The sequence below is a fragment of the Microbacterium mangrovi genome (assembly GCF_000802305.1).
Taxonomy (GTDB): Bacteria; Actinomycetota; Actinomycetes; order Actinomycetales; family Microbacteriaceae; genus Microbacterium; species Microbacterium mangrovi.
The window spans coordinates 85613-108483 of record NZ_JTDK01000007.1 but is presented as its reverse complement, the minus strand read 5'-3'; the positions used below and the strand labels follow the sequence as shown (position 1 = coordinate 108483).

The following is a 22871-nucleotide window of genomic DNA, read 5'->3' as shown; positions in this document are numbered from 1 at the left end:
CGAAACGCGCCCTACAGCTCGACGCCGATGAGCACCGGCTCGGGCTGCATCTCGAGCCCGAACTCGGCGGAGACGCGGCCGCGGATGTAGCGGGCAAGTTCGGCGATCTCGGCGGCGGATGCCCCACCGCGGTTGGTCAGCGCCAGCGCGTGCTTGGTGGACAGTCCCGCGCGCGACCGCGGCAGGTGGAAGCCCTTGCCGATGCCGGCATGCTCGATCAGCCAGCCGCAGCTGACCTTCACGTCGGGTTCGGACGTCGCCAGCGGCGGAACCGCACCGGTGAACTCGGCGAGTGCGATGACCTGCACCGGGTTCGGATCGGGCGCGACCGGCCAGCGCGGGCACTCGTCCGGCAGGGTGCGGGCGAAGGCCGCGGTGACGACCGCGTTCTGGAAGAACGAGCCGGCGCTGTACGTGTCGGGGTCGGCGTCGTCGAGCACCATGCCCTTGCGGGCGCGGGTGGCGAGCACGTGATCGCGGATCCACTGGATCGACACGGCCTGATCGGCATCCAGACCGAGGGCGGCCCGTAGCTGCTCGCCGCGCACCACGCGCTCGGCGTGCCCGACCATCTCGAGTTCGAAGGTCGCCGACAGGATGACGGCGCGCCGCGGGGCGATGTCCCCGTAGTGGTTCTTCAGCACGGACGTGCGGAATCCGAGCTCGAGGTCGGCGGCCGGCACAGTCACCGGGTTCTCGTCGCCCTCGTCGAAGAGCTCGACCTCGACGAGCGTCTGAACCGTCTCCTGCCCGTAGGCTCCGACGTTCTGCACGGGGGCGGCGCCGACCGTGCCCGGGATGCCGGACATCGCCTCGACCCCGGCGAGCCCGGTCTCCACGGTCCAGGCGACGAAGTCGTCCCAGTTGTGGCCGGCCTGCACGCGGACCCGCACATGACCGGGGTTCGGCGAGGCGAGCGTCTCGATGCCGTTCGTGAGGATGCGGATGACGGTGCCGTCGTAGGGCTCGTCGCCGACGAAGAGGTTCGACCCGCCTCCGAGCACGAACCAGTCGTCGCCGCCCGCCCAGACCTCGCGCAGCGCGTCGACGAGTTCCTCGGTGGTGTGCGCGTCGATCATCCGCGCGGGAGCCCCGCCCGTGCGCAGGGTCGTCAGCTGCTTCAGCGGCAGCGGCGTGACCTGCGGCATGTCAGCGACGCACCCGCACCTGAGCCTTGCCGAGCACGGTGGCCTCGGCGCTCGAGACCGTGAGGTCGACCCGGAGCTCGTCGTCCGAGACGGCGCCGACCTTGGCGACGACGTGCACGTCGGCCCCGGTCTCCTGGTCGACGACGACGGGACGCGTGAAACGCACCCCGTACTCGAGGACCCGGCCCGGGTCGCCGACCCAGTCGCCGATGGTGGCGACGGCGAGGCCCATCGTCAGCATCCCGTGCGCGAGCACGCCGGGCAGGCCCACGCGCTCGGCGACCACGTCGCTCCAGTGGATCTGGTTGAAGTCTCCGGAGGCACCCGCGTAGCGCACGAGCGATTCGCGGGTGAGGTGCACGGTGCGCTCGGCGACGACGTCGCCGAGCGCGAGCTCGGTGGGGATGGGACTGGTCATTCGTCGCCTCCGATCACGAGCACGGACGTGGCGGTGACGACGTGCGCCCCCGAGGCATCCGTGATCTCGGTCTCGCTCGTCACCATCGCGTTCGCGCCCAGGGCGCGGATCTGGGTCACCGCGAGCTGTGCGGTCAGTTCGTCGCCGGCCACGATCGGGCGGCTCCAGCGGAAGCGCTGCTCCCCGTGCACGGTGCGCTCGAGCGCGATGCCGCTGTCGGAGGTCGACATGAGCTGCTTCAGCGTGAGCTCCTGGATGACGATCGCGAAGGTCGGCGGCGCGACCACGTCGGCGTAGCCGAGGGCGCGAGCGGCTTCGACGTCGGTGTGCTGCGGGGCGTCGGCGAAGACGGCCCGCGCGAACTCGCGCACCTTCTCGCGACCGACCAGGTACGGCGGAGTCGGCGGAAAGGCCCGGCCGACGAGATCAGGGTTCACTGCCACCCGCCCATCCTACCGAGGGCGCGGGATGTCCCCCCGGCTCAGACCTGCCTGGCGGCCCGGCCCTGCCGCACTGCGCGCACGATGAGCTGCGTCACGATCACCGCGATGAACGCCGCGAACAGCAGGTTTCCGACGAGGGGCGTCACCGAGCGGGCGATCCAGGCGCCCAGCGGCGTCGTGAAACAGGCCGCGACGCCGATGTACGCGGCGACGACCAGGTCGGTGTTCTGGCGCCGCAGGTTGGCGATCGTGCCTGAGATCGACGTCGGCACGATCATCACCAGCGACGTGCCCTTCGCGACGAGGTCGCTCATGCCGAACAGCATGATCAGCACGGGCACGATGATGATGCCGCCGCCGACGCCGAGGAGGCCGGAGAGGATGCCGGTGACGACGCCCGCGACCGCGAGCCCGATGCCGGTGAGCCAGGTGACCTCGACGACGGCCGTGCGCGACGGGATGTCGAAGAACAGGTTGATCATCACCGCGATGAGGAACACGATGAACAGCCACCGCAGGAACCCGAGCGAGAGCCGGTGCAGCAGCCAGGCCCCGACCTGCGCCCCCGCGACCGCCCCCACCGCGAGGATGAGCGCCGGGATCCAGCCGACCTGGTCGTGTGTGGCGTACGTGACGATTCCGACGATCGCGGTCGGCACGACGGCCGCCAGCGAGGTGCCCGACGCGAGGCGCTGGTCGAAGGCCAGCAGGAGCACCAGCATCGGCACGATGAGGGTGCCGCCCCCGACGCCGAAGAGCCCCGACATGAGGCCGGCCAGCAAGCCGATGCCGATGTAGGTGACGATCTGTCGCGTCGTGCGCTGGTTCGGTGCGGGGCTGTCCATGTCAGATCAAGCCTAGTTCGCGGTGCGAGCCGGACCGGCGCACCGGCCGGTCAGGACCACCGGCCGACCAGCAGTCCGACTCCGACCAGGACGAGCGAGCCCACGATGCCCGCGGTTGCCGCGGTCCATGCCGCAGCGGCGATCCACCGCCGTCTGGCCCAGGCGGAGCCGGCAAATCCGAGAGTGACGACGGCGAGCGCCCCCGACGACACGACGCCGCCGATCCGCGCGATGAGCAGCGCTTCCCTCCCTCCGAGGATCACCACGAAGTAGACGGTCACGACGGTGATGAGTGACAGTGCGAAGAACGCGACGAATCCGACCGCGATGCACCAATCCCACCGTTCTCCGCGGTGGTCCTCCTCACCGACTCGCGCCATCTCGGCGACGAGGCCGTCAGGTACGGGATGCTTCTGCGGCAACAGACTCAGGTCTCGGATCCGCGCCTCGTCGGCGTCGATCGAAAGCAGGTATCGAGCGTAGGCGTCTCTCTCGGCGCGATTCGAATAGGGCTGGCCGAGCGCGAAGCGCCCGGCCTGGTCGAGATGGCCTGCGCGCCGGTAGATCTCGACGAGAGCGCGGCGAATCTCCTCATCGCCGCGGTCGTCCGCGAGACGGTTGCGAAGCAGCCGCGCCCCCAGACGCACCTCGCCACGCCCAGCCAGCTTCTCGGCAGCGGCGAGGACGGAGTCGCTGGATGGGGGCCTCTCAGTCATCCGTCGAGTCTGCCGGACGCCGCACGAGTGCATCGGACCCGGCCTGATTCGAGGCTCGCCCGGCGCCCTTTCGCGCGAGCGATGCATTCGCCACCTCCTGTTGCAGCCGTGCGACAGCGCCGTCGGACAACACCGCGCGGGGCAGCGCGCCGACACCGCTCGAGCGCACCGCCATTTTCAGCACGAGGGTCTCGTCAGTCGCGACGACCTCGCGGAAGGCCGTGAACCTGATCTCGCTGACGCCGAGCGCAGACGAGGAAGTGACGCTGTCGTCGGTCAGGAACGCGCTCGCGGTGGCGCCCACAGGGTAGGCGGATCGGATCGACTTGCCGACGCTGGAGCGGAGGAGCAACACGAAGAGGATCGCGGCGATCAGGAGGCCGCCGGCGAAGAAGAACGACGGGACGTCCGCCGCGAAGATCCCGGTCAGGAGCATGAAGACGACGAGCATCCCCGTGAGCGCGCCCAGGATGATCCACGGCCAGCTGCCGAGGGTGATCCGCAGGACATCTCGGACCATCGCGCGCTGGAGGTCGGCAGTGATCGTCACTGCCTCGGTCGCGTCGATCGGGTCGCCGGATGCGGGCAGCTGCGTCATCCGTCCAGTCTGCCGGATGCCGCATCCCACCCCGCCTACAGGCTCGGCGTGCTCGGGTGCCGACTTCTGCGGCATCGACGCCCTGTTATGTCTCAGGACATAGGTGACAGTTCTGTATCAGGACATCGGTGACAGTTCGTGGTGTTCTGGTGGTGACAGTTCCCGGGCTCGACTGGTGGGGTGTCGAGGATTGAGCCCGTCGCCCCTGGTGTCCGTCTTGCGATCGCGCGGTGGCCAGACGATGTCCCGCGAGGCAGTGTGACAGCGTTCTGCGCCGAGTACGGGATCTCGCGGAAGACGTTCTATCTGTTGCGTCAGCGAGCGAGAGATGAGGGGGAGGCCGCGGTGTTGGAGCCGAAGTCGCGGCGGCCGGTAACGAGTCCGACTCGGGTCAGCGACCAGGCGAAGCAGCAGGCTCTCGACGTGCGTGGTGCGTTGGAGCGTTCCGGGCTGGATCACGGGCCGATCAGCGTGCACGACAAGATGAACGCGATGGGATTGGATGCGCCATCGATCGCGACGCTGGCGCGTGTGTTCAGAGAGCGTGGTGTGGCGAGGGCGGAACCGCGGAAGAAGCCTCGTGCGGCGTACCGCCGGTTCGTCTACCCGGCACCGAATGCGTGCTGGCAGCTCGACGCGACCGAGTACGTTCTCACCGGTGGGCGCACATGCGTGATCTTCCAACTCCAAGACGACCACTCCGTCTCGCGGTCGCGTCACACGTCGCCGCCGGCGAGACCAGCGAGGCTGCGCTCACCGTGATGCGTAAGGGCATCCAGGCGTGCGGGGTCCCGCAACGCCTGCTGACCGACAACGGGCGTGCGTTGAACCCGACTCGGATGGGGCAGGTCGGTCGTCTGGTCACCTACGCCGCCTCCCTCGGTGTGCAACCGATCACCGGGAAGCCAGGAAAGCCGACCACGCAGGGAAAGAACGAACGCTTCCACCAGACCCTTTTCAGATGGCTCGCGAAGCAGCCCCTCGCTAACACCCTCACCGAGTTGCAGGCGCAGGTCGACGAGTCGACCAGGTCTATAACGAGCAACGCCCGCACCAAGGCCTGCCGGGCCGGACCACCCCCCGGCAGGCATGGAACGCGGTCCCCGTCGCCGAACCACCCCGCCCCCAACCGGCCCCTACCCAACCGGTGACCCCACCCGGACCCGAGCCCGCTGGAGAGGTCCGCCGAGTCGCCGCGAACGGGAAGATGGCCCTGCACGGCACGAAGTTCGCCATCGGTCGCGCGCACGCGTCCTCGACCGTCCACGTCACCTGGGACGCCAGCAGCGTGCACGTCTACGACGCCCGCGGCACCCACCTAATCAGCTTCGACAGACCCACCGCCGGAACACGATACGTCGGCAACGGACGCCCTCCCGGTAACCCACCTCGACCAAAACCGTCACCGATGTCCTGACACACGAACTGTCACCGATGTCCTGACACAGAAACGTCACCTATGTCCTGAGACATCACAGCGGCATCGACGCCCGGAAGTTGGCACCCGAACTGAATCGGATCGTGCTCGGGTGTCAACTTCTGCCGTTTCAGCGCATGGAAGTTGACACCCGAACAGTGGTGCGGGCCCCGGCGACGTCAGCGGACGGCGAGCGCGGGGGCGGGCGCGCAGCGCGCGGCGAGGTCCAGTGCCGTGCGGGCGATCCGCTCGGAGCGGTGGCCCGCGACGTGGGCCGCCCAGGCGGCGCCCTCCCCCGTCAGCACGCCGTCGATGAGGCCGTCCGCGAAGAGGGATGCCGCGCCGACGCGCTGCTGCTGGGCCATGTGCTCCTGGGCGTGCGGGTCGTCGTGCATGAGCGCGGCCGCCCCCGCGAGCGGCAGCGGCGCGAGCCAGGCATCCTGCACCGCGACGATGAGGTCGCTGCCGCACAGCGCGATCGCCGCGGCCCCCGCCCCGTCGCCGAGCAGCAGGGTCGCCGATGGAACGGCGAGCACCGTGCCGGCCGACAGGGTGCGGGCGATCTCCAGGGCGAGGCCCGCCTCTTCGGAGCAGCGGCTGACCTCGGCGCCTGCGGTGTCGGCGACCCGGAGGACCGGGACGCCCAGCCGATCGGCGATCTCGGCGGCGTGGCGGGCCGCGGCGATGTCCGCAGCGGTCGCATGGATGTCGCGGGACCGCTCGTAGCCGACCAGCAGGAACCGCGCCTCGCCGAGCCGTGCCCACCCGCTGAGGAGCTCGGCGTCGCCGCCGCGGCGCGGGACGAACGCGTCGAGGCCGGCGATCAGGTTCTGCAGCGTCGGTCGTCCGGCACGGGATGCCGCCTGCACGGCCTCCCAGTCCGAGTCGTCCGTGCGCAGCGGAGACGTGACCGACGGCGTGCCCGCCCCCACGGCTCCGGCATCCGTCGCCGCGCCGGCGAAGACGTCGAGCAGGGATGCCGCGCGCTCCCGGAATCCGGTGTCGTCCACGACGGCATCCAGCAGTCCGTGCGCGGCCAGGTTCTCGGCGACCTGCACCCCCGCCGGGACGCCGGCGCCGTACCCGACCGCGGCGAGTCCTTCCACGACGCGCGGGCCGAGCAGCCCGACGAGTGCCCCCGGCTGCGCCGACACGTCGTCGGCGAGGGATGCCCAGGAGGCGTACACGCCTCCGGTCACCGGATGCCGCAGGTGCGCGAGGTACGGCAGCCCGCTCCCCCGGAAGCGCTGCACCGCCGCGGTGATGGTGCGCATCGTGAGGAAGGCGGCCGCGCCCTCCTGCATCCGCGTCCCGCCGGAGGCGAGCCCCGCGATCACCGGGCGTCCCTCGGCCGCCGCACGCTCGAACGCGGCGACGATGCGGCACGCGGTGGCGACGCCGATCGATCCGCCGAGGAACCCGAACTCGCTGACGATCACCGCCACCTCGCGCCCGGCGAGCGTGCCGGCGCCCGTCCGCACGGCCTCGTCGGCCCCGGACCGCTCCGCAGCCCGGGCGAGTGCGTCCCGGTAGCCGGGGTCCGCCGCCGCGGCGGGCGGGGCATCCCACGATCGGAAGGAGCCGGCATCCAGCACGGCGTCCAGCCACGCGCCTGCCGCGGTCATGACGCCAGCCACGCGCGGATCGCGTCCGTGTGCTCGCCGAGCAGCGGCGGTGCGTCGTGCGCGGTGCGCCCGGTCTCGGTGCCGTCGAAGTCGAACATGCGCAGCGCGCTGCCCTGCAGGGTCAGGTCGCCCATGCGCTCGTGATGCACGTCGAGTGCGAGCCGCTGGCTCAGCGCCTGCTCCCAGGCGAACACCTCGTCGACCGTGCGGACCTTGCCGGCGGGGATGCCCGCCTCGGCCAGCATCGCGAGCAGTTCGTCGCGCGACGACCCGGCGAAGACGCCCTCGATGTGCGCGATGAGCGCGTCGCGGTCGGCGACGCGCCGGCCGTTGGTGGCCCAGCGCTCCTCGTTCGGATCGACGCCGACGATCGGGGCGAAGGTGCGCCACAGCGCGTCCGAGCCGACGGAGATCTGGACGACGCCGTCACCGCAGCGGAACGCGCCGTAGGGGGCGATGGAGGGATGCTGGTTGCCGATCGCGCGCGGGGCGTCCCCGCCGACCGTCCACCGGGTCGCCTGGAAGGCGAGGACCCCCACCAGCGACGACAGCAGCGACGTGCGCACGACGCCCCCGCGGCCGGTGCGCTCCCGCTCGACGAGAGCGGCCAGGATGCCGACCACGCCGTGGATGCCGCCCAGCAGGTCGCCGATCGGCACCCCGACCTTCTGCGGGGTGTCGGCATCCGGGCCCGTCAGCGACATGAGTCCGGCCTCGCCCTGCAGGATCTGGTCGTAGCCGGCGCGGCTCGCCTCCGGTCCGTCGTGCCCGAACCCGCTGATGGAGAGCAGGACGAGACGGGGGTTGAGCTCCTCGAGCCGTTTCGGATCGAACCCGAGACGGTCGAGGGTGCCCGGCCGGAAGTTCTCGATCAGCACGTCCGCCCGGCGGATGAGCTCGGTCAGCGCCGCCCGGTCGTCGTCGTCCTTCAGGTCGAGGGCGATCGACTCCTTGTTGCGGTTGCACGACAGGAAGTACGTCGAGACGTGCTCGTCGCCGGCCGAGACGAAGGGCGGTCCCCAGGCCCGGGAGTCGTCGCCGCCGTCCGGCCGTTCGACCTTGATCACCCGGGCGCCGAGGTCGCCGAGCATCATGCCGGCGTGCGGGCCCGCGAGAGCGCGGGACAGATCGACGACGAGCATCCCGTCCAGGGGACCGCCCATGTTCAGACCTCCACTTCTTCGGCGGGGATGTCCGCCGTGTCGAACTCCGGAGTCGAGCCGCGGCGCATCCGCACGACGGCTTCGACGATGCCGAGCACCACCACGTTGATCGCGAGCCCGACCAGGCCGTTGTCCCACGATCCGAGCGCGAGCCCGGCCGCCGGGACGAACGTCGTGACGGCGACGAACAGCACGCCCGCGACGATTCCGCTGGCCACGGCGACGGTGCTGAGGCGAACCCGGCGCGGGAGCCCTGCGGCGACGGCCGGGGCCATCTGGGCGAGCCCGCCGTAGGTGAGCAGCAGCAGGGCGCCGATGTCGCTCTTGACGATGCCGAGGGCGAGCGCCAGCACCATCGCGACGATGATCGTGACGCGGGTGACGACGAACCGTCCGCGCTCCGGGAGCCGGTAGGTGACGTTGTTGGCCACGAGCGAGCCGATGCCCATCGAGATCGCGGCGGCGGGCACCATGGCCGCGGCCGCACCGAAGACGGCGACGACGGCGACGAGCCACTCCGGCAGCGCGTGCTGGGCCGCGGTGAACAGCACCTGGTTGGGGACCGTCGAGGACGGGATGAACAGCACCGCCACCATGCCGACGGTGATCGGCATGAACAGCAGCAGCTGGTAAACCGCGAGCCACTTGATGTTGCTGCGCAGCACCTGGCCGCTCTTGGCCGCGAGCATCGGCGGCCACAGGTGCGGGAACGTCTGGAATCCGGCGCCGATCGTGGTGATCGCGACCGCGCTCACCCACCAGATCGCGTCGAATCCGGGCGCGTGGGTGGTCAGCAGCGCGTCGTCGGCCTTGGCGACCGCGGCGAACACCTCGGGGAAGCCGCCGGCGAACCCGACGACGCCGACGGTGACGATCGCCAGGGCGATGAGCATGCCGAAGTCCTTGAAGATCGACACGCGGGCGATGCCGCGGATGCCGCCCATGATCACGAACACGACCACCAGGGCGCTCGCGAGCACCATGCTCAGGCCGCGGGCGGTCTGCGAACCGGTGGCCAGCTGCACGATGAGGCCGAGCCCGGTCAGCTGCAGCTCGAGATACGGGATGAGGAACAGCGCGCCCACGACCGCGATGATGATGCTCAGCGGGCGGGAGCGGTAGCGGTCCCGGAAGAAGTCCGCCATGGTGAGGTAGCCGCGGGATGCCGCGATGTTGCGGATGCGCGGCGCGACGAAGTACTGGATGCACAGGCAGGCCGTCAGATAGCCGACCGCGTACGCGCCGCTGACGCCGCCGACGAAGCCCAGCCCGGCGAGTCCTAGGAAGCTGAAGGTGGTCAGCGATTCGCCGGCCTGCAGGAACCAGGAGGTCCAGGTCGGGAGCTTGCGGCCCGCGACGAGCCAGCCCGACATCCCCTTCTCGCGGCGGCGTCCGCCGAGCATGCCCAGGGCGCCGATCAGGATGATCCCGCAGATGATGATGACGGTCATCATGCGTGCTCACCTCCGTCGAAGGCGTCGGCCTCGGCGTGCTCGCTCACCTGACGGCGGATGCCGAGGTCGATGACGTTCAGCAGCACGACGGTGAGGATGACGGTGAACGCCATCCAGACCAGGACGGCCGGGACGCCGAACCACAGCGTGGGCGTGATCGCGAACGGCAGGAACGGCGTCGCGAGGATCAGGAGGATCGGGATGCAGGCGAGCACCACGCGGCCCGGCGTCGCAATGCGACCGGTGACCCGGATGACGCTCGTGGGGGTGTCCGGCTTGGGGGCGCCGGAGTCGGACGGGGACATGTGTTCTCCTTCGAACAGACGGGACGGGGACTGATCAGGGGGTGGTGGTCGCGGCAAGCGCGGCCGGTGCCGTGCGCGGCACGGCGAGCAGGGACTCGACGGCCTGGGCGAGCTCGAGGAGCCGCACGTCGCGTCGGGGACCGGCGAGCAGCTGCGCGCCGACGGGCAGGTGGCCGGCGTAGCCGGCGGGCAGCGACAGGGCGGGAACGCCGAGGGGCGTGAACAGCCAGGCGGCGCGCATCCAGTCGAGATAGTCGGTCATCGGGACGCCGGCGACGTCGCGCGGCCAGTCCCACTCGGCGGGGAACGGCAGCACCTGGGTGACCGGCGCGAGCACCAGGTCGACGCCGGCGAAATAGTGCGCGGCGGAGCGCGTGAGGCGGGTGACCTCGCCGTACGCCCGCATGACGTCGGCGCCGGTCACGCGCTCGCCCTCGCGGATGTTGCCGGTGACGAAGTCGTTGAAGTTCTGCGGTTCGGCCTCCAGCAGCGGGCCCCAGCCCGCCTGGAAGGCCGCCGCACGCAGGGTGCGGAACGCCTCGTCCGAGCCGTCGAGGTCGGGGCATCCTTCGTCGACGACGGCTCCGGCCGCTTCGAGCCGGCGCGCGACGTCGTCGAGCACGGCGCGGACGGCCGGCTCGACCGCGACCCGGCCGCCGAGGTCGGGGGCGTAGGCGATGCGGATGCCGGCGAGATCGGCCTCCTGGAGGTTCTGCAGCGCGGCGCGATCCAGCTCCGGCGCGCACGGCACGTCGGGCGTCTCGCCGTTGATCACGGACAGGAGGAGGGCGGCGTCTTCGACGGTGCGCCCCATCGGCCCGGCGGTGGCCAGCGGGTCGAACACGTTCGGGCTGTCGGCGTTCGGCACGACGCCGGGCGTCGGCCGCATCCCGACCACGCCGCAGAACGCGGCAGGGTTGCGCAGCGAGCCGCCCATGTCGCTGCCGTCGGCGATCGACGTGAAGTCGGCGGCCAGCGCCGCCGCGGCCCCGCCGCTGGACCCTCCCGCGGATCGCGACAGGTCGTGGGGGTTGCGGGTGAGCCCGTACACCTTGTTGAAGCTGTGCGAGCCGGCGGCGAGCTCGGGGATGTTCGTCTTGCCGTAGAAGACCGCCCCGGCGGCGCGCATCCGGCCCACGTGCAGATCGTCGCGGTCGGAGATCTGCCCGGCGAAGTGCCGGTGGCCGAGGGTGTTGGGGAACCCCGCCGCGTGCCCGTAGTCCTTGATGGCGGTGGGGATGCCGTGCAGGGCGCCGCGCCGCTCGGCGGGGACGGCATCCACTCGTTCGGCATGCGCGTGCGCCAGTTCCTCGTCGATCGCGACCACGGCGTTGAGGTCGCCGTTGCGACGGGAGACCTCCGCCAGGTGCGCGTCGAGGAGCTCGACCGCGGTCAGCTCTCCGCTCCGCGCGAGCCGGGCCTGCTGCTTCGCGCTCAGCGCGACGATCTCGCGAGACTCCACCACTTCGACTCCTGTTCCACACCGCTCTGTGCCAGATCCGGTGCTTCGATGCACTGTTTGGGCCACAGTAGCGGGGCGTGTGGAGTCTTGTAAAGGGTTTTCGTGAAATCAATGCACGGAATGTGCCGTTCACCTGGCGGGGATGCACGGAATGGGCCACCCGCACGGGCGACCCGGAAAGGCGAGGTCAGGCTTCGTCGACCTGCACGCCGCTGCGCTTGTAGGCGGCGACGACCGAGGCCGCCCGGAGGCTCTCGACCTCCGCCGACCAGGCGCTCTCGGTGAGGAACCGGCGCAGTTCCGACACGGTGGGGACGGCCACGTCGACGAGGATCTGCTCGTCGGCGAGCGTGAAGGCCGCATACCGGACGTAGGGGGATGCCTGCAGCGCGGCGACGACGGACGCGACCCGCTTCGGCCGCACGCGCAGCCAGACGAATCCCGCGATCGGCAGCCCGAGGGTCGCGGGCGCCACGATCGCGCGGACGTCCACCACTCCGCCGATGAGCACTCCGAGCCGGCGGCGCACGGCCGACTCGCTCATGCCGATGCTCGTGGCGATGTCGATCGCCGCGGCGCGGGCATCCGCCTCGAGCGCGGCCACGATGGCCTCGTCGCCGTTGCCGAGCGCCGGAATCGGGTGGTCGATCGCCGGGGGCACGCCGAAGGCGGGATTGAGCTCGCGCACCTCGTCGGGCGTGAGCTGCCCCGGCATCCAGCTGGTGAGCGTGCGGTAGTACTCCAGCACGGGGATCAGGGCGACTCCGGTCACCCCGGGGATCGCGGGGATGTCGTGCAGCATGAGGTCGGCGTTCTCCGCCGGCGCGTGCTCTTCGACGAGGATGCGCACCGGCGAGCCGAGCACGTAGACGAAGATGCTCGTCTCGCGTGCGGCGAGCGCCCGCGCGACGGCATCCACGTCCGCCGCGGACGCCTGCACCTCCAGCAGCACGGTGCGCGTCGACGGCACCACGCCCACGCGGATCTCGCCGGACTCGAGGAGTGCGTTGCCGCGGCGCACCACTGTTCGCACCGGCACGCCGATCACGCGCGCGATGCTGCGCCAGGATGCCCGGCCGTCGACCTGCAGTGCTCCGATGATGCGGCGGTCGATCTCGTCCAAGGCCATGGGCTCAGTATGCCCGGTGCCGGTCGCCGGTCACGGCGACCGGCCGCGTCATCGGCCGCGGTCGGGCGCGACGGTGCGGGCATCCTGCTTGGGCACGACCACCTGCCGCATGATGATGAGGATCGACGCGGTGATCGGGATCGCGACGAGGGCGCCCAGGAAGCCGAACAGCGTGGCGCCCGCCATCGCGCCGATGATGATGAGGAAGCCGGGCACGGCGACGGCACGACCCATCACGCGCGGCGTCAGGACGTATGCCTCGATCTGCATATACACCAGGTACAGCACGGCGAAGATGAGCGCCTGCCAGGGGCCGATGAAGAGCGTGACGATGCTGCCCAGGATCCAGTACAGCACCGAGCCGATCATCGGCACGAGGGTGATGAAGAACGCGACGATGGCCATCAGCGCCGGTACCGGCGACCCGATGAGCAGCTGGATCACGAAGACGACCGCCGCGTTGAGGGCCGAGAGCGTCACTCCCCCGGCGACGACCCCGCCGACGAGCCCGGTGATCTCGTCCATCAGGGTGATGAAGGTCGGACGGCGGTAGGCGGGCACCAGGGTGGCGATGGCCCCCTTGATCATCTCGAGCGACGAGACGAAGTACAGGGTCAGCACGATGACGATGATCGAACTGGAGATCGCGCCGATGATGCCGAGGCCGGCGTGCAGCACACCCCCGGAGACCGCCAGCAGCACGGACAGGTTCGCGGATGCCTTGACGGAGTCGGCGATGAGCTTGTTCAGGTCGAGGCCGAGCGAGGCCTCGAGGTTCGCCCACCATTGCGACTGCTCGATCTTCACGATCGCATCGGGGATCCCCTTGACGAACTCCACGAACTGGCTGATGACCGTCGGCGCCACCACGAGGCAGATCACCGCGACGAGCGCCAGGAAGCAGACCCCGACGATCAGGACGCCGATGGACCGCTTCACGTGGCGCTTCTCGAGCGCACGGATCGCCGGGTCGAGGGCGAGGGCGATGAACGCCGCGAGGAAGACCGAGATCAGTACGGTCGAGGTCGCGCCGATCGCGAAGACGAGGGCGCCGGTCAGCACGACGCCGAGCGAGACCAGGAAGCCGGACCCGATCGGGTTCGCGGGCAGGGTCAGCCACGTGCGCCGGGGACGCGGGGGCTCGACCGGCGGCACGGGCTCGTCGTGTCCGTCGGGTGCGATGTCGCTCATACCCGAACGTTAGCGCAGGCCGGGGTCCGTCGATACGCGCAGATGCAGGCGCGGACGCGCGAGTCGCGGCTCGCCGGGATCGGCGCCGTCGAGGATCGCCACGAGCATGTCGATCAGGGGCCCCGCGACCTCGCCCGGGCTGATCTCGAACGCGGTGATCGCGGGGCTCGCCGAGCGCGCGTGCTCGGAGTCGGAGGCGGCGGCCAGGAGCAGGTCGCGCGGCATCCGGAGACCCTGGCTGCGGAAGTACGCCTGCACTCCGGCGGCATGCCGCCCGGTCATGCAGAGCACGGCATCCGGCATCCCCTCGGCGTGGATCCGCGCCGCGATGCCCTGCCCGCCGGCGACCCCGTCGCGCTCGGCGACTTCGTACACGCGCGGTGCGATCCCGGATGCCTCGGACCAGCGCAGATAGGTCTCGGTGAAGTCGAGGTTCCAGGCGTTGAGGTCGGTGCCGCGCAGGAACGCGATCCGACGGGCACCGGCGGACTCGAGGATGCCGAGCAGCTGCTGCGCGGCCCACACGTTGTCTTCGTCGGCCCAGTTGCTCGCGGTCGTTCGTCCGTCACCGGTGAGGGGGCGCCCGTAGGAGACGCACGGGATGCCGCGCGCGTCGAGCAGCGACACCACCGGGTCGTCGACGTGCGGGCTCATCACCACGTATCCGTCCAGCGCGAAGGCGAGGGACGGCACCGGGCGGCGGCTGATGTCGGGGAGCAGCGTCAGGCTGTACCCGCGGGCGAGCGCCGCCGACGCCAGCACGCCGGCGATGCGCGCGAAGACGTCGACGCCCTCGGGCGCGTACTCGCCGAGCGAGTCGAGTCCGCGGATGACCATGCCGAGGGCGCCGATGCGCCCCTGCCGCAGACCGCGGGCGAAGGCATCCGCCTGGTAGTCGAGGGCGCGGGCCGCCGCGATCACCTTCGCCCGGGTCGCCTCGCTGAGCTGTCCCTTGCCGTTGAGGGCGTGCGAGACGGCCGTGATCGAGACGCCGGCGCGGCGCGCGACGTCGCGAATCGTGACCCCCGTGGCGCGTGGCATCCTCCCATTCTTGCCTAAAACGTTTTAGGTCTCTACCGTTCTGCAACAGCCCCTGATCGATCGAGGAAGACGGGTCATGAAGCTCCAGACGGTCACCATCGACGCACCGACGCCCACCGCGCGCGGACATCTGCTCGGCACCCGGTTCGCCGCACACTTCCGCGCGAGCGCGCGCCTCTACGACGAGCACTTCGCCGAGCTCGGCATCGCGCCGCAGACGGTGCGGGACGTCACGGCCGGATGCGTGGACCGCCTCGCCGACTGGGCTCCCGGTCAGGTCGCCGAGTTCACGGCGATCGCCGCCGCCGCCGACCTCGACCCGGTGTCGCTGTTCGCCGTGGCCGCCCGCACCGAGATCCTCGCGACCGTCCCGGCACAGGGCGAGGGCGAGTGCTCGACCGCGGTCCTCGTCGGACCGGGCCGCGCGGCGGAGACCATCCAGACCTGGGACTGGCACGGTCACCTCGTGCCCGACGGGCTGCTGGCCGCCTTCGAATCGGACGCGGGCCTGCGGGTGAAGATGTTCACCGAGTTCGGCACCGCCGCCAAGCTGGGCGTCAACAGCGCCGGGATCGGCCTGCACTTCAACATCCTCCGGCACGAGTCGGACCGCGGATTCGGCGGGGTGCCGGTGCACTCGGTCGCGCGGCGGGTGCTGGATGAGGCCCGCACGCTCGACGAGACCGAGCAGATCGCGGCGAGCGCCGCCGTGTCGGCATCCACCGTGCTCACGGTGTTCCAGACGACGGACGCCGGCTCGGATGCCCGCGGGTTCGAGCTCTCCCCCGCCGGTCTCGGCGTGCTGACGCCCGGGAACGACGGCTGGCTGCTGCACACCAACCACTTCCTCGACCCCGTCCTCGCCGCCGGAGACTGCATCGATCCGGCATCCACCACGGCCGAGCGGTACGCGCACCTGGACGCGGCCCGCGCCCGGCTCGTCGGGCAGCGCCCCGTGGATCGGGCCCGGCTCGCGTGCGGCGCCGACGGCTCGGACGCGGTGATCTGCATGCGCGCCGACGAATCCCTGCCGCGCGTCGCCCAGTGGGAGACCCTGCTGACGGTCGGCATCGACACGGTCGGCATCGAACTCGACTACTTCGCCGGGGCCCCGGATGCCGCAGCATCCGCAGGCCTCGCGACCATCTGACCCCACCCCTCCCCTTCGCATTCAAAGGAGAATCCGCATGAGCGACACCCTTGCGCCGACCGAGGCGCCGGCCACGACCCAAAGACTCACCGCAGGACGCGTCTTCGCCGTCTCGGGCATGGGCACGGCCCTGGAGTTCTATGACTTCATCATCTACGGCATGGCGGCCGCGCTCGTCTTCCCGGCCGTGTTCTTCCCGACCGCCGATCCGCTGGTCGGGACCCTGGTGGCGTTCCTCGCATTCGGGGTCGGGTTCATCGCCCGGCCGCTGGGCGCGGTCGTCTTCGGACACTTCGGCGACCGGGTCGGACGCAAGCCGGTGCTGGTGCTGACCCTTCTCATCATGGGCACGAGCACCTTCCTCATCGGATGCCTCCCCACCTACGCCGCCGTCGGAGCGCTCGCCCCCGTGCTGCTGGTCGTCCTGCGGCTCGTGCAGGGCTTCGCCGCGGGCGGAGAGTGGGGCGGCTCGTCGCTGTTCGGCGTCGAGAACGCCCCGGAGAACCGCCGCGGCTTCTGGGGCAGCTTCACGAGCACCGGGATCGGCCTCGGCTCGCTGGCCGGATCGTTCGTGTTCCTCGTGCTCGGCCTCATCCCGGGGCTGAGCCTCGCCGCCGGCGCCTGGCGGATCGCGTTCTGGCTCGGCGGCGCACTGGTCGTCGTGGGCCTCATCGCCCGCACCCGGATGCCTGACGAGAAGATCGACACCAAGAGCGCGCCGCGCGTGCCGCTGCTCGCGGCGATCAAGCGCAAGCCGAAGCAGATGCTCCTCGCGATCGGTGTGAGCTTCGGTTACAACACGATCGCGTACATCGGCTCGATCTTCACGATCACCTACGCCCTGGATCGCGGATACAGCGACACCGAGTCGCTGGTGTTCCAGATCGTGGGCGGTGCCGCGTTCATGTTGGCCGCCCCCGTCATGGGGTTCCTGTCGGACCGGGTCGGGCGCAAGTGGCTCGTCGCGGGCGGCGCGGTCGCGTACGCCCTGTTCTTCTTCGCCTACCTCGGCATCGTCGACTCGATGGTGCTCGTCGCGGCGATCGTCGCGAACATCCTCTGCAACGTGTTCATGGCGATGCCGCAGGGGACGATCCCGGCGTTCCTCGGCGAGCAGTTCTCGCAGGAGTTCCGCTACTCGTCGATCTCGACGACCTACCAGATCGGCGCCGCGCTCGGCGGCGGGACGGCCGCTCCGATCGCGACCGCGCTGCTGCTCGGCTTCCACGGCGACTCGCTGGGCGTCGCCCTGTACTCGACGTTCGCCTGCGTCGTCATCGCGCTGTGCGCCCTCGGGCTGCGCGAGACGTCCAAGGTCCCCACCGCGCAGCTCGGGGCCTGATCAGGCCCGCGCCGGCCGCTCGCGTCCCACGATCCCGGCGCGGGCGAGCAGCAGGTAGAGCTGGCATCCGAGGCACAGGCCGAAGGCGGCGTTGAGGAATGCCGCGATGAACGCGGCGGCTCCGGCGACGACGAGAGCCCACGGCACGCCGATCAGGTGCAGCACCAGACCCGCGGACACCACGACCAAGCCCACGCCCTGGGCGAAGCGCGGTGGCCGCGGGTCTTCGAGCTCGGTCGGCGGTGCCAGGCGCGGCCGCACCAGGGTGCGGAACAGCACGCTCCACGGCTGCGTGCGGGGCGAGATGAGCGACCAGGCGAACAGCAGGTCGACCACCAGCAGCACGAGGAACCCCGGATCGAGCACGCGAGCGGTGATCGAGGCGGCGCCCGCCTGCGGTGAGTTGCCGATCGCGGCGAGGAACGTGCCGATGAGAAGGAGGGCCGAGGTGATCCCGGCGGCGAACCGGGGACCGCGCGGATCGATGCCGTGCGGGGCGGACTCAGGCGAGGGCATGGGAGGCTCCGGTGATCTGGTCGAGCTCGGCGATGACGGCGTCGCGTGCGACGGTGCCGCCGAACCGGGCGCGCACGTGGCCCGCGCCGTCGAGCACGAAGGTGGTGGGGGTCTGCAGGATGTGCAGGTCGGATGCCACGTGGGCGCGATGCGTGAGGTCGACCTCGGCGATCGCGAGGTCGTCCGCCGTGTCGGCGATCGAGTGGAGCATCCGCTTCATCGACGGGCAGCGGGTGCAGAACTCCGTACTGAACAGCACCAGGGTGGCGCCGCTGCCGAGTCGGATGCCGAGCCCGCTCGTGTCGAGGGACCCGGATGCCACCTGCCGGATCCGCCCCGACCGTCGCGACACCACGACGCCGGCGGCCGACGCCACGACGACGAGGCCGATCACGAAAAGCAGGGCGACAAGGGGGCTCACGCCGCCGAATCTACGCCGCGCTGACGGAGGCGGGGCGACTGTGACGCGGGATGACGCCGAGAGTCAGGCGGATGCCAGCTGAGTGACGCCGGCGCCGATCAGGATGACGCCGATGCACAGCAGCGCGGCGTTGAGGACCAGCCCGGCGTGGGTCGCGAGGCCGGCCCGCAGCCGTTCCAGCTGCGGACGGATCCGCTCCTGTCCGATGGCGTACGCGATGACGAGCCCGGCGACGGTGGATCCGGCGACGACGGTGAACACCAGCACGGTCACCCCGTCCGAGAGGGCGTCGACGTGCGCCGTCCCGATGGCCAGTCCTGCGGCGACGGTGAGCGCGAGACTCTTCGGGCGGACGTTCATCACCAGGCCGAAGCCGAGGGCGCGGGCCGGCGTCAGCCGACCGGTCGCGGCGGCGACCTTGGACATGTCCATACCCGGCGACGCGGTCTTGCGGGCGAGGAGGAACGCGGCGACGATGCCGAGGGCCGCGCCGACGACGATCTCGACCACGTGCACCCACGACGGCGTCCGGCTTTCGGATGCCGTCGGAATCAGGCTGGCGCCGAGCGCGAAGGCCGTCACCAGCACGGCGATGCCGAGCACCGAGCCGATCGCGAACGGGATGCTGCGCGAGAGCGGCTCCGGCGAGAGCAGAAGCAGCAGCGCGGCGATGATCGGGAAGATGCTGAGCGCGAGCGCGACGGCGATCGGAAGGGTGTACCAGAGAACGGACATCACTCCCCCGCCTCGACGTCGGTCCGGACTCCTCGATTCTGCCCGAACGTCGGCTCCCGGAGGAATTCGGCGGCCCCACGTAGCGCTCAGGCGCCCGACGGTGGTTCACTTCGAGCATGACTGATGTCTCGGGCGCGCCGACCTTCAACCGTCGCCTCGCCTTCCTCCTCGCCATGGCGATGTTCGTGCTGGTGGTCGACACGTCGATCATGAACGTCTCGATCTCGGCCGTCGTCAAGGAACTGAACACGACCGCCAGCGGAGTGCAGGGCGCCATCGCGCTCGAAGCACTGGTGTCGGCGGCGTTCATCCTCATCGGCGGGAAGACCGGCGACCTCATCGGCCGCAAGCTCGCGTACATCCTGGGACTGCTCGGCTACGCGGTCGGTGCGGTGGCGATGACCTTCGCCCACAGCCTCACCGCCGTCATCATCTTCTGGGCTGTGGTCGGCGGAATCGGCGCGTCGCTGCTGCTCCCCTCGATGCAGTCGCTCATCCACGGCAACTTCAGCGGCGAATACCAGAAGCGGGTCTATGCGCTCGTCGGCGCATCCGCGGCGATCGCCGCGGCAGTCGGGCCGCTGCTCGGAGGCTTCATCACGACGTTCTGGTCGTACCGGGTCGCGTTCGGGCTCGAAGCGGTGATCATCGCGGTGGTCCTCGCCGGCATCGGCCTCGTGAAAGACGTCAAGTACACCGGCGACCGGTCGATCGACCTGTTCGGCGCGCTGCTGTCGGTCATCGGCATGGGCGGCGTGGTACTCGGCATCCTCGTGTGGCAGGAGGGCGGCGGATACGTCGGCCTGCTGATCGGCCTCGGCGTGGTCGCGCTCGGCGGCCTCACCTGGTGGCTGCGCAGCCGCAAGAAGCGCGGCAAGCCGGTGCTTCTGGACCCCGCCCTGTTCTCGTCGAAGCCGTTCCGCACGGGCGTGAGCGGGCAGCTGCTGCAGCAGATCGCCCTCGGCGGCACGATGATCGTGCTTCCGCTCTACCTGCAGATGGTGCTCGAATACAACGCGCTGCAGGCGGGCCTGTCGATCGCACCGCTGTCGCTGAGCATGTTCGTCGTGGCGATCTGGGCCGGGCGACGCGCGAAGGGACGCCCGGCGAACCTCATCCTCACCGGGTTCTCGCTGGCCGCCGTCGGCCTCCTCATCATCGTGCCGATCGTGCCGATCGCGACGTCGGGGTGGTTCCTGACGATCCCGCTCATCGTCACCGGATGCGGCCTGGGACTCCTCGTCTCCCAGCTGAACAACTTCACGCTCTCGCCGATCGAGAACGAGCGGGTGAGTGAGGCCGCCGGCGTCAACTCGGCGGCGGGGTCGTTCGGCCTGTCGTTCGGTCTCGCTTTCGCCGGCGCCATCATGCTGGCGACCCTCGCGACATCCTTCACGTCGATGGCGTACGCCAGCACCGTGCTGACGGAGCAGCAGCAGACGCAGGTCGCGACGACGCTCGAAGAGGATGCCCAGCTGATGTCGAACACGGGCCTGGCCCAGCTCCTCGCCGACGAACCGCCGGCGGCATCCGCCGAGGTCATCCGCATCAACACCGAGGCGCGGCACCTCGCGCTGCAGGTCGCGCTGTTCATCCCTATCCTGGCCGCGGGCCTGGGCGTGCTGAACGCGTTCCGGATGCGCCGGCTGCCCGACCCGCAGCCGAACGAGGCCGCCGAGGGGATGCTCGGCGGCTGACCGTCACAGCGCCCGGACGCGGTTGTTCCGGGCGTTGTGCTCGAGTTCGACGAGGCCGAGGCGTTCGAGCAACGGCGGAAGGTACATCCCGAAGCGGCCGCGGTAGCCCTTGCGCAGGCCGTACCAGCCGCCGACGGGGTTGTCCTCCGCGCGGCCGAACGCCTCCACGGTGCCGTCGGCGGCGGGCTTCTGCTCGTCGGCGGCGCCGAGCGGAACCCAGTCGCCTCGAGCGACGAGCCACGCGTGCAGGTCGTCGATCGCACGCGCCTGGTACTTCAGCTTCGTCGCACCGACCTGGCAGACCAGCTCGTCGCCGTCGCGGTACATCGTGTACTCGCTCGTGCCCGGCGCGGTGCGCAGGGTCCAGGGGTTCTCGGGCGTGCCCTCACCGTCACTCATGAGCCGAGAGTAGCGCTGCCGGATGCCGCTCGGGAGCCTACGGTCGTCGGGCCCTCCCGCGGCGCGCGAGCACGAAGGAGTAGATGAGCAGCACCACCCCGATGATCAGGACGATCGGTCCGACGATGCCCCACAGCGGGGAGCCGCTCATCGCCGACCCGCGCAGTACGTCGAGACCCTGCAGGGTCCACACCAGTCCGACGAGGACCAGCACGATCCCCACCACGAGCCACGGCCAGAAGCGTTTCATGTGGTCATTGTCCGCCCGCTGGTGCGAGGCCGTCCCCGAAAACGACAAAACCCCCGGAAAACCGGGGGTCTCGATCTGTAGCAGGAGCGGGGCTTGAACCCGCGACCTCACGATTATGAGTCGTGCGCTCTCACCAACTGAGCTACCCTGCCGCGAGGCAACCATACCGCCGTAGGACGGTGAGGATGCTGCGAGCCCCGAGTCAGGATTGAACTGACGACCCCTTCCTTACCATGGAAGTGCTCTGCCACTGAGCTATCGGGGCGTTCCCCGAGCGCGCCCGGGCAACTAGATGAGCTTAACAGAGCAACGCCCCGGACTCCGAATCGAACCCGCCGCCCGCGCGCGTCCGCGGACCGCCGGCGCGTCATGCGCCCCCGCCGACGGCGATCCCCTCCTAGCCTGGGGCGATGGAGCCGTTCTCCCTGCGCACCGAGCGCTTTCTGCTCGATCAGCCGGTCGCGTCGGATGTCGACGACATCGCCGTGTACTGCACCGACCCGGTGTTCGAGTCTTTCATGGTGACGCCGTGGCCGTACGAGCGCAAGCACGCCGTGTTCTTCGTGGACGAGTTCGCGCCGGGCGGCTGGGAGCGGGGCGTCGAGTGGACCTGGGCGATCCGAGAGGATGCCGGTTCCCCGCTGCTCGGCGTGGTCGGCATCCGGCTCGGCACCGGCATGGTCGGCTATTGGCTGGGTGCGCCGCACCGCGGCCGCGGAGTGATGCCCGAGGCTCTCGCAGCCGTCGTCGACGCGGTCTTCGAGCGCACCGATCGTGACGACGTGCGCTGGGAGTGCGTCGCCGGAAATCAGGCCTCGATGCGGGTCGCGCAGAAGGTGGGCTTCGAGCTGACCGGTTCGGGCACCGGCACGATCCCCGCGCGTGATGGCACGCCGATCGACGCCTGGACGGGCATCCTCACCAGGCCTGCACCCGCTCGGGCGTGAAGACGATGAGGGTGCTGAACTTGGCGGCGATGTCGTCGAGCGGCATCCCGTAGTCGTCGATCGCCTCGCCGTACTTGGCGACATAGGCCTCACGATTGGCGGCGAGCCAATCCGCCGACGGGCTGGGCGAGATCTCGGCCCGCCCGCGCAGGATCACCACGTCGTCGCCGTAGGGTCCGCCCGCCTGCAGGTGCATGAGCACGGGTGCGCCGCGGCGAACGGCCGCGACCTTCAGCGTGTCGGGCTCGCTCACGACCAGCATCCGGTCGTCTTGCCAGAAGAACCAGACCGGCACGCTGCGCGGTGAACCGTCGGACGCCGTGGTCACGAACCAGGCGATCAGATCGTGCTCGAGCATCCGTCGCGCCTTGGCGTGCGCGGGGTCGTCGGCATTCCACACGGGAGTCATGCCGCGAGTGTACGACCGGCATCCGACATCGACTGCCGCCGGTGTGCGAC

Annotated in this window: 24 protein-coding genes, 2 tRNA genes and 1 pseudogene; 5 read left to right on the top strand and 22 right to left on the bottom strand. The window is 70.5% G+C overall.

All coding sequences use genetic code 11. The annotated features are described in order from the left end of the window. Positions 1–11: 11 nt before the first annotated feature. From LK09_RS09500 to LK09_RS09475, 6 genes are read right to left on the bottom strand one after another with little or no spacing between them, the layout of a single operon-like run. Positions 12–1148 (bottom strand): UDP-N-acetylmuramate dehydrogenase, encoded by a 1137-nt coding sequence (locus tag LK09_RS09500; RefSeq protein ID WP_039398631.1) that lies wholly within the window; start codon positions 1146–1148, stop codon positions 12–14. A 1-nt stretch (position 1149) separates the two neighbouring features. Then, positions 1150–1566 (bottom strand): MaoC/PaaZ C-terminal domain-containing protein, encoded by a 417-nt coding sequence (locus tag LK09_RS09495; protein WP_039398629.1) that lies wholly within the window; start codon positions 1564–1566, stop codon positions 1150–1152. Then, positions 1563–2009 carry an FAS1-like dehydratase domain-containing protein gene (locus LK09_RS09490; RefSeq protein ID WP_039398627.1) on the bottom strand — a complete coding sequence of 149 codons (447 nt, stop codon included), beginning with the start codon at positions 2007–2009 and terminating at the stop codon, positions 1563–1565. The genes LK09_RS09495 and LK09_RS09490 overlap by 4 nt, the downstream gene beginning before the upstream one ends. A gap of 38 nt (positions 2010–2047) precedes the next feature. Next, entirely contained in the window at positions 2048–2854 is an 807-nt protein-coding gene (locus tag LK09_RS09485; RefSeq protein WP_039398625.1) for a sulfite exporter TauE/SafE family protein, read from the bottom strand. 50 nt (positions 2855–2904) lie between these two features. Beyond that, positions 2905–3570, bottom strand: a complete 666-nt coding sequence (locus LK09_RS09480; RefSeq protein WP_156138707.1) for a hypothetical protein — start codon at positions 3568–3570, stop codon at positions 2905–2907. Then, a complete protein-coding gene (locus tag LK09_RS09475) occupies positions 3563–4168 on the bottom strand; it encodes a hypothetical protein (RefSeq protein ID WP_039398622.1) in 606 nt (201 codons plus the stop codon). Before LK09_RS09475 ends, LK09_RS09480 begins: the two co-directional genes overlap by 8 nt. A 180-nt stretch (positions 4169–4348) precedes the next feature. On the opposite strand from LK09_RS09475, the pseudogene LK09_RS09470 reads away from it, so the two are divergent. Continuing rightward, a pseudogene (locus LK09_RS09470) lies at positions 4349–5585 on the top strand (integrase core domain-containing protein). 179 nt (positions 5586–5764) lie between these two features. Here LK09_RS09470 and LK09_RS09465 read toward each other — a convergent pair. From LK09_RS09465 to LK09_RS09430, 8 genes are all read right to left on the bottom strand, one after another. Further along, the gene (locus tag LK09_RS09465; protein WP_039398620.1) at positions 5765–7210 is read right to left on the bottom strand and encodes a carboxyl transferase domain-containing protein; all 1446 of its coding nucleotides are present in this window, start codon (positions 7208–7210) and stop codon (positions 5765–5767) included. After that, the gene (locus LK09_RS09460) at positions 7207–8373 is read right to left on the bottom strand and encodes a CaiB/BaiF CoA transferase family protein (protein ID WP_039398618.1); all 1167 of its coding nucleotides are present in this window, start codon (positions 8371–8373) and stop codon (positions 7207–7209) included. Before LK09_RS09460 ends, LK09_RS09465 begins: the two co-directional genes overlap by 4 nt. Positions 8374–8375: 2 nt before the next feature. Continuing rightward, a complete protein-coding gene (locus tag LK09_RS09455) occupies positions 8376–9827 on the bottom strand; it encodes a sodium:solute symporter family protein (protein WP_052226622.1) in 1452 nt (483 codons plus the stop codon). After that, a complete protein-coding gene (locus tag LK09_RS09450; RefSeq protein ID WP_039398616.1) occupies positions 9824–10132 on the bottom strand; it encodes a hypothetical protein in 309 nt (102 codons plus the stop codon). The genes LK09_RS09455 and LK09_RS09450 overlap by 4 nt, the downstream gene beginning before the upstream one ends. A 34-nt stretch (positions 10133–10166) precedes the next feature. Next, the gene (locus LK09_RS09445) at positions 10167–11597 is read right to left on the bottom strand and encodes an amidase (RefSeq protein WP_052226621.1); all 1431 of its coding nucleotides are present in this window, start codon (positions 11595–11597) and stop codon (positions 10167–10169) included. 184 nt (positions 11598–11781) lie between these two features. Further along, complete coding sequence (locus tag LK09_RS09440; protein ID WP_039398614.1) at positions 11782–12723, bottom strand: Lrp/AsnC family transcriptional regulator; 942 nt, start codon at positions 12721–12723, stop codon at positions 11782–11784. Positions 12724–12771: 48 nt separating this feature from the next. Beyond that, positions 12772–13914, bottom strand: a complete 1143-nt coding sequence (locus LK09_RS09435; RefSeq protein ID WP_039398612.1) for an AI-2E family transporter — start codon at positions 13912–13914, stop codon at positions 12772–12774. A 9-nt stretch (positions 13915–13923) separates the two neighbouring features. Beyond that, the gene (locus tag LK09_RS09430) at positions 13924–14955 is read right to left on the bottom strand and encodes a LacI family DNA-binding transcriptional regulator (RefSeq protein WP_039398610.1); all 1032 of its coding nucleotides are present in this window, start codon (positions 14953–14955) and stop codon (positions 13924–13926) included. Positions 14956–15031: 76 nt separating this feature from the next. On the opposite strand from LK09_RS09430, the gene LK09_RS09425 reads away from it, so the two are divergent. Then, positions 15032–16105, top strand: a complete 1074-nt coding sequence (locus LK09_RS09425; RefSeq protein ID WP_039398608.1) for a C45 family autoproteolytic acyltransferase/hydolase — start codon at positions 15032–15034, stop codon at positions 16103–16105. 37 nt (positions 16106–16142) lie between these two features. Next, positions 16143–17447 (top strand): MFS transporter, encoded by a 1305-nt coding sequence (locus LK09_RS09420; RefSeq protein ID WP_039398606.1) that lies wholly within the window; start codon positions 16143–16145, stop codon positions 17445–17447. Here the strand turns inward: LK09_RS09420 and LK09_RS09415 are convergent, their stop codons facing one another. The 3 genes from LK09_RS09415 to LK09_RS09405 all read right to left on the bottom strand — a co-directional run bounded on the left by LK09_RS09415 (position 17448) and on the right by LK09_RS09405 (position 19119). After that, positions 17448–17963 (bottom strand): DUF4395 domain-containing protein, encoded by a 516-nt coding sequence (locus LK09_RS09415; RefSeq protein WP_039398604.1) that lies wholly within the window; start codon positions 17961–17963, stop codon positions 17448–17450. Then, complete coding sequence (locus tag LK09_RS09410) at positions 17950–18384, bottom strand: thioredoxin family protein (protein WP_039398603.1); 435 nt, start codon at positions 18382–18384, stop codon at positions 17950–17952. The genes LK09_RS09415 and LK09_RS09410 overlap by 14 nt, the downstream gene beginning before the upstream one ends. A 63-nt stretch (positions 18385–18447) precedes the next feature. Continuing rightward, entirely contained in the window at positions 18448–19119 is a 672-nt protein-coding gene (locus LK09_RS09405; RefSeq protein ID WP_039398600.1) for a GAP family protein, read from the bottom strand. Positions 19120–19235: 116 nt separating this feature from the next. Here LK09_RS09405 and LK09_RS09400 point away from each other — a divergent pair, with 116 nt between their 5' ends. Further along, on the top strand, positions 19236–20816 hold the full coding sequence (locus tag LK09_RS09400; protein WP_039398598.1) for an MFS transporter: 1581 nt from the start codon (positions 19236–19238) through the stop codon (positions 20814–20816). 3 nt (positions 20817–20819) lie between these two features. Here the strand turns inward: LK09_RS09400 and LK09_RS09395 are convergent, their stop codons facing one another. The 4 genes from LK09_RS09395 to LK09_RS09380 all read right to left on the bottom strand — a co-directional run bounded on the left by LK09_RS09395 (position 20820) and on the right by LK09_RS09380 (position 21730). Then, positions 20820–21215: a DUF6855 family protein gene (locus tag LK09_RS09395; protein ID WP_039398596.1), complete on the bottom strand. Its 396-nt coding sequence runs from the start codon at positions 21213–21215 to the stop codon at positions 20820–20822. 37 nt (positions 21216–21252) lie between these two features. After that, the gene (locus LK09_RS09390) at positions 21253–21465 is read right to left on the bottom strand and encodes a hypothetical protein (protein ID WP_039398594.1); all 213 of its coding nucleotides are present in this window, start codon (positions 21463–21465) and stop codon (positions 21253–21255) included. 78 nt (positions 21466–21543) lie between these two features. Continuing rightward, a tRNA-Met gene (locus LK09_RS09385) sits at positions 21544–21617 on the bottom strand. A gap of 41 nt (positions 21618–21658) precedes the next feature. Continuing rightward, positions 21659–21730 (bottom strand) — tRNA-Thr (locus LK09_RS09380). Positions 21731–21875: 145 nt separating this feature from the next. Between LK09_RS09380 and LK09_RS09375 the strand changes: the two genes are divergently transcribed. Beyond that, entirely contained in the window at positions 21876–22412 is a 537-nt protein-coding gene (locus LK09_RS09375) for a GNAT family N-acetyltransferase (protein WP_052226620.1), read from the top strand. On the opposite strand, the gene LK09_RS20725 is transcribed toward LK09_RS09375, so the two are convergent. Beyond that, positions 22384–22821 (bottom strand): pyridoxamine 5'-phosphate oxidase family protein, encoded by a 438-nt coding sequence (locus tag LK09_RS20725; RefSeq protein WP_052226619.1) that lies wholly within the window; start codon positions 22819–22821, stop codon positions 22384–22386. The genes LK09_RS09375 and LK09_RS20725 overlap by 29 nt on opposite strands. Positions 22822–22871 lie beyond the last annotated feature (50 nt).

Bases quoted from the DNA above. Each gene is read 5' to 3' on its own strand.
- LK09_RS09500 (WP_039398631.1), bottom strand. From the start codon at position 1,148: ATGCCGCAGGTCACGCCGCTGCCGCTGAAGCAGCTGACGACCCTGCGC.
- LK09_RS09495 (WP_039398629.1), bottom strand. From the start codon at position 1,566: ATGACCAGTCCCATCCCCACCGAGCTCGCGCTCGGCGACGTCGTCGCC.
- LK09_RS09485 (WP_039398625.1), bottom strand. From the start codon at position 2,854: ATGGACAGCCCCGCACCGAACCAGCGCACGACGCGACAGATCGTCACC.
- LK09_RS09480 (WP_156138707.1), bottom strand. From the start codon at position 3,570: ATGACTGAGAGGCCCCCATCCAGCGACTCCGTCCTCGCCGCTGCCGAG.
- LK09_RS09475 (WP_039398622.1), bottom strand. From the start codon at position 4,168: ATGACGCAGCTGCCCGCATCCGGCGACCCGATCGACGCGACCGAGGCA.
- LK09_RS09465 (WP_039398620.1), bottom strand. From the start codon at position 7,210: ATGACCGCGGCAGGCGCGTGGCTGGACGCCGTGCTGGATGCCGGCTCC.
- LK09_RS09460 (WP_039398618.1), bottom strand. From the start codon at position 8,373: ATGGGCGGTCCCCTGGACGGGATGCTCGTCGTCGATCTGTCCCGCGCT.
- LK09_RS09455 (WP_052226622.1), bottom strand. From the start codon at position 9,827: ATGATGACCGTCATCATCATCTGCGGGATCATCCTGATCGGCGCCCTG.
- LK09_RS09450 (WP_039398616.1), bottom strand. From the start codon at position 10,132: ATGTCCCCGTCCGACTCCGGCGCCCCCAAGCCGGACACCCCCACGAGC.
- LK09_RS09440 (WP_039398614.1), bottom strand. From the start codon at position 12,723: ATGGCCTTGGACGAGATCGACCGCCGCATCATCGGAGCACTGCAGGTC.
- LK09_RS09435 (WP_039398612.1), bottom strand. From the start codon at position 13,914: ATGAGCGACATCGCACCCGACGGACACGACGAGCCCGTGCCGCCGGTC.
- LK09_RS09430 (WP_039398610.1), bottom strand. From the start codon at position 14,955: ATGCCACGCGCCACGGGGGTCACGATTCGCGACGTCGCGCGCCGCGCC.
- LK09_RS09425 (WP_039398608.1), top strand. From the start codon at position 15,032: ATGAAGCTCCAGACGGTCACCATCGACGCACCGACGCCCACCGCGCGC.
- LK09_RS09420 (WP_039398606.1), top strand. From the start codon at position 16,143: ATGAGCGACACCCTTGCGCCGACCGAGGCGCCGGCCACGACCCAAAGA.
- LK09_RS09415 (WP_039398604.1), bottom strand. From the start codon at position 17,963: ATGCCCTCGCCTGAGTCCGCCCCGCACGGCATCGATCCGCGCGGTCCC.
- LK09_RS09405 (WP_039398600.1), bottom strand. From the start codon at position 19,119: ATGTCCGTTCTCTGGTACACCCTTCCGATCGCCGTCGCGCTCGCGCTC.
- LK09_RS09400 (WP_039398598.1), top strand. From the start codon at position 19,236: ATGACTGATGTCTCGGGCGCGCCGACCTTCAACCGTCGCCTCGCCTTC.
- LK09_RS09395 (WP_039398596.1), bottom strand. From the start codon at position 21,215: ATGAGTGACGGTGAGGGCACGCCCGAGAACCCCTGGACCCTGCGCACC.
- LK09_RS09390 (WP_039398594.1), bottom strand. From the start codon at position 21,465: ATGAAACGCTTCTGGCCGTGGCTCGTGGTGGGGATCGTGCTGGTCCTC.
- LK09_RS09375 (WP_052226620.1), top strand. From the start codon at position 21,876: ATGGAGCCGTTCTCCCTGCGCACCGAGCGCTTTCTGCTCGATCAGCCG.
- LK09_RS20725 (WP_052226619.1), bottom strand. From the start codon at position 22,821: ATGACTCCCGTGTGGAATGCCGACGACCCCGCGCACGCCAAGGCGCGA.